Origin of the sequence: Bacillus sp. (in: firmicutes), assembly GCA_012842745.1 — a bacterium.
In the GTDB taxonomy this organism is placed as follows: domain Bacteria; phylum Bacillota; class Bacilli; order Bacillales; family Bacillaceae_J; genus Schinkia.
In genome coordinates this window covers 1-5,170 of the sequence record DUSF01000031.1, presented here as the reverse complement: position 1 = coordinate 5,170, position 5,170 = coordinate 1, and the positions used below count along the sequence as shown (strand labels likewise).

Genomic DNA, 5,170 nt, shown 5'->3' with positions numbered 1-5,170 from the left:
TTATATCCATAAATCGCCAATTGATATGGCGAAAGTAAAAAGGAAACGCAAGTGTCGGTGGCAAATATACTTTGTCACCGACACTTGCGTTTCCGAAATCACCGTCATTAAAAATGACTACTGACACAATGGCATTCGCAATGGTCGTCAAGTCATATTTCGACTTAAGGACGCCACAATAAAAATAAGATATAGTTTTTTCATAAATTTGCTACGACCTAACGAATCAAGCTCACTTAACGACCTCACCCATTATTGGCAAATCAGGATAGTGAGCAAGAGCCATAGAATCGCATATTTCATCCTCATCCCTTAAACAAAAAAGAGAGAAACAAGCTTTATATTCCACTACGTTCAGATAAAACAAGAACTTTAAATGATATGAAGAAATCTAATATTAATACTTCATATTCCCACTACATTCTTTATATCATGTAAGTTTTTGAGAGTGTCATGGAGCGATGATTCTAATTTTTTATGATTTGTAATATCATTATTAAAAATCCCAGCAAGATACAGCTTGACATTTATAGAACAACAAAATCTAAGTCTTTTTTAAAAGATCAAATGCAAAAGTCTGTACTCTTAAATTAACGGCTCTGTTAGTGAACAATGTTGCTCGCACTGATTTTGACTCATTCGTGTGAATTCTACAGTTCACATGCCTTTCAGCTACGCTGAAAGGTTGCACAATTTTTTGAAACGTCCTTGAGAAAGCTCGCTTTCTCAAGGACGTTTCAAAAAAATTGTGCAAAAATGAGTCAAAAATCAACAACAGCGTTTAACATAGCCAAATTAAAAGAAAAGAACTTTCGACTTTTTACTACCCCGTTATTCTTAATCTCCACCCACTTTCTGCAAATATAAATCCTCACTCATTTTCATCCCCTGATTATGACTGATAAAGCATAGTTGTTTACAACAAAAAACGACTACGAACGGGCTAATAAAAAAAGCCCGTTCGTAGTCGAAGATTTACGGTCTTCTGTAGAGACCCTTAGCCCATATTACTAAGGATATACGAATGGTTTTCCAGTACATAGCTATGAAATTATTCACCAACATAACATTTACTATCAGCGTTTCATTAAAAACAATTCATTTTTAAAAGTAATTTCAACATGTTGCGTAATGATGATAGATAAAACAATCATTAGCTATTTGTTTTAAAATGATTAATTGTATTGTTAAGTTCCATCGTTAAATTCGTCAGCACTTCACTTAATGCTGCTATTTCTTCTGTTGACGCAACCGTCTCTTGAGAGGAAGCACTCATCGTTTTGATCATGTTTGTTGTTTCTTTGGAAAGCTGGACAATATTCTCAATCGCCTCTTGTGCCAATTGGGAATCCATTAAAACATTTGTAATCTCTTCATTCATGTCGTTCGTTAGTAAGCCTGATTGTTCTGATTTATCGCCAATATCTTCAAAAATTTGTCTCATTTCTTGAACGATGGACAGTCCTTTTTCCACGACTTTTTCACCGGTTGACATTGATGAGACAGCTTGCGTTGTATCATTGATAATCTCATCGATAACATCTGTAATCTCACTAGCAGAAGCGGCTGAGCGTTCCGCTAACATCCGAATTTCATTTGCTACAATCGCAAAGCCTTTTCCTTTTTCCCCCACTCTTGCCGCCTCTATTGCTGCATTCAAAGCGAGTAAGTTCGTTTGTTCTGCTACGGAAGTAAGCATCTCTGTAATTTGGTGAATTTCTTGAGAACGGAGACCTAAGCGATTCACAATTTGAACCGAATTCGCTACAGATTTATGGATATCTTGCATCTGAGTAGAAATATTTTGAAACGATGTCTGTGCTTCTATGGAAGCCTCTTGTGTTTCTAATGAAGCCTCTTTCACGCTTTCAGATAAGCTTGAAAGTCTTCGAATGCCTTCTGTTACTCGCCTAACCGAATTCGCTCCCTCTTCTGTCTGAACGAATTGTTCTTCTGCATTACTGCTACCCTCTTCTAAGCTTGCTCCGATAGTATCAGATTCATGGGCGATTTGATTCGTTTGCTCTGAAACATGTTGAGCCGTTTGCGATACTTGTTTAATAGACCCTTTCGTTGTTTGAACAATTTGGTGAACATGCTCAATAAAGCCATTGATATATTTAATCAGTCTCTGAATCTCAAAATATGCCTTTGTATCAACTCTTTTCGTTAAATCTCCGTCCCCTTCTTTCAATTCTCGTACCCGTTCGGTGACCTCAATAATCGGATTGATTAAACGTTTTGATGTCATGATAACGATGATAATAACGACCAAAGTTGAAGCAATGGCAACGGCAACATTCTTATACAACATATCATCAATCATAGCCATCGCGCTTGATTTATCTTGCACAGAAATAACCGCCCAGCTTTCTGATTGACCAGGTAGATGGATCGGATGATAGCCACTAATAACAGCATTCCCTAATTCATTTATATATTCTGTCACCCCATGTTCCCCCATTAGAGCATTTTCTGTTATTTGTTGCAATTCTTCTGGAACCTCAATAGCTTTCTCTTCCGTTATATGGTTACCCTTTTCATCAAGACGGGCGTTTCCATCTTCATCATTGACAAGAACTGTTTTCGTTAATGTACGGTAATTATATTGCTCAGCGACATACGTTTGCTCTGGATGAGCAACAACCTTACCTTCACTATCGATGATATAAACATAGACATCTTCTGTATTCGCAGCAAAATCTTCCACTATCTCTTGAATCGAAGTTAACTTAATATCTGTTCCTATCACTCCAATCATCTCATCATTGTCATTTTCTATAGAGTGAAAAATCGACGCCACAGGGACATTGCCAGTTAAAGAGTAATAAGAAGAGCTAACAAACGGAGCTGGTTCTGCTAACATTTGCTGAAACCACCAACGATCGCGACGAAAACCAATTTCTCCAGATGAGCGAGCTGTTTGCATACCATCCATACCTTGCACATAAAGAAGATCGATATAATCATTATTAGCTGCCGTTGAACGTAAAATTTCTTCTTGTTTCTGAGGAGCAAACGCTTTAATGTCATCGCTATTTGCTAACAGCTGCGTTAATTGAAATGCTTGCCCAAGAAAACCTTCTACATTTTTAGATAGAGTAGCAGTGAATGTTTTATTTGATTGCTGAACACTTTGTGTAAGATCATGAGACAAAAAGAATTGATTCGTGATGTTTAATATAATAATTGGAATGATTGTAAGCCCTAACATGACAACCAACAAGTATTGTTTCATCGATTTCATTTATTTTCCCCCTCGAATCGGGAGGTCCCAAAGATAAAACGTACAAAAATAATTGAGTATACACAAATGCCTCTAACTATGTCACTTTTCATAAAATAGTTTTTCTTCATCCTCCCTTATTTTCTCCTCTAACTTTAAAATATGATAATTTCAGACTTTAACAGTGAATCGGCTTAAACATAATCGTATTCCTCACAAAGAACCTCCTCTTTTGCTAGAACGAAAGTCGCAACCTTCCATCACATCTCATTTATATTTGTAGGCAATCCGAAGTATACCCCCCATCTATTACCATTATAAAGAATACTTTTAAAATTGATTTTAACTTTTCGAATTCATTCGATTTCATGACATGTGCTTGTTCAATCAATGCCAAATTAGTCAAAGTTTCGCAATAATCAAATCTTTTCCTACTTCCTACCTTATTTCTTTATTTATGTAATGAACAAATGATTCATTTATTAATAATGAATTCGTCACAATCAATTGCCCTTACAGCTGGTATTAATACATAATAACAGTGTTTCTAAGCTATCAAGCTAATCAAACGGTGTAAATCCAAAGGTATTCCAACAGACTTTTCCTGACTTAGTAGAAATGCTAACTTAAAAATCATTGATTTAAGCACACTGACACTGAATTGCCCCATCCTAAGCGGGCAATCCACAAACAAAACAAAAGTGGGGGTGAAATTACATCCACGTCTAGTGTCCATCAAAAAAGGAAGATTTTATCCTAAAAAGCTGTCATGACAACAGCAAAAGAATTTGACCGTCATCAACTTGAAGTCCTAGTAGTGACAAGGAATTCGCGTACTAGAGGACTTCAAGTTATCAGACGATTTGACGGTAATCTCTAAGCCTTCCTGTCAGGCTGTTTCCTTTGCCATTTTACGCCCCAACATCACACCTTGTATTAGCGCATAAAATTGTTGCTGTTCATCTTTAGATAATGTTTTTACAAACTTAATGAATTCTGTTAGTTCTGGTAAGTCTTTAATATTAAATTTGATGTCCAATTCCCTCCACTCCTTTCAAATTTCTGATTCTATAAGTCGGATTATCTATAATATATTTTAGAATATCTATATTGTCAATGGTTTTATAGATTATCCGATTTTCTTGATCTATAATAGGGTTATCTTAATAGAAAAAGGTGAAACCAGTGGATATAGACTACAGCGTGCATAAGCGCATAAAATATTTAAGAGAAGAAGTTCTTGGAATCCGTCAAAAAGAAATGGCAACACAACTTGGATTGAAGCAAGGCTCACTCTCAGACATCGAACGAAAAAAAACAAAAAAAGTGACGGAAAGGGTGATTAACGATATTTGCCGTGAATTCTCTGTTAACGAAAAATGGCTAAGGAATGGAGAAGGAGAAATATTCGTTCAAGCTGAAACCTTTTCACTTGATGAATTCGCCAAAAAAAGCGCCCTAACGGACTTAGAAATTGATCTTATAAAAAGTTATATGAGTCTTGACAAGAGTACTCGTCAACAACTTATTGCCCATTTTAAAACTATTTTTAACAAACATTCAGAGATGGCTGCTACTACTCATATTGAGACAGAAATTGAAAATTATCGATTAGAACTAGAAGCGGAAAAAAGGGATCAAATATTATCAGCTTCAGGAAAGCAGGAAAGAGAATTAGGTTAGAAAGGAGATGGAACGATAAGTAGATCGAACCCTCATAGGATTGAATGAGGGCTTTTTTTGCTCATTGTTTCCAACCATTCTCTATGTTAGAGTATTTCTCTCTCAAATACCAATTAAATAACAGTTTCTCTTGCAATAAGAAAAACTGAGTGAGGAAAACCACCTCACTCAGTCCTTTTTTGTCTAGAAGATATCCGAAATCTTATATTCTATGCCATGTACACCTTTATAATACTCAGGGTACATGTCTCCCCCACATTG

General features: G+C 36.0%; 3 protein-coding genes and 1 riboswitch. Of the genes, 1 reads left to right on the top strand and 2 read right to left on the bottom strand.

What is annotated here, in order from left to right; genetic code table 11:
* Window positions 1-944: 944 nt before the first annotated feature.
* Window positions 945-1,044, bottom strand: a riboswitch (purine riboswitch).
* Between the two features lie 109 nt (window positions 1,045-1,153).
* Together GX497_03720 and GX497_03715 are read right to left on the bottom strand one after the other, a co-directional pair.
* Window positions 1,154-3,247, bottom strand: a complete 2,094-nt coding sequence (locus GX497_03720) for a methyl-accepting chemotaxis protein (GenBank protein ID HHY72329.1) — start codon at window positions 3,245-3,247, stop codon at window positions 1,154-1,156.
* An 868-nt stretch (window positions 3,248-4,115) separates the two neighbouring features.
* A complete protein-coding gene (locus GX497_03715) occupies window positions 4,116-4,265 on the bottom strand; it encodes a hypothetical protein (protein HHY72328.1) in 150 nt (49 codons plus the stop codon).
* Window positions 4,266-4,429: 164 nt separating this feature from the next.
* Here GX497_03715 and GX497_03710 point away from each other — a divergent pair, with 164 nt between their 5' ends.
* Window positions 4,430-4,909: a helix-turn-helix transcriptional regulator gene (locus GX497_03710; GenBank protein HHY72327.1), complete on the top strand. Its 480-nt coding sequence runs from the start codon at window positions 4,430-4,432 to the stop codon at window positions 4,907-4,909.
* Window positions 4,910-5,170 lie beyond the last annotated feature (261 nt).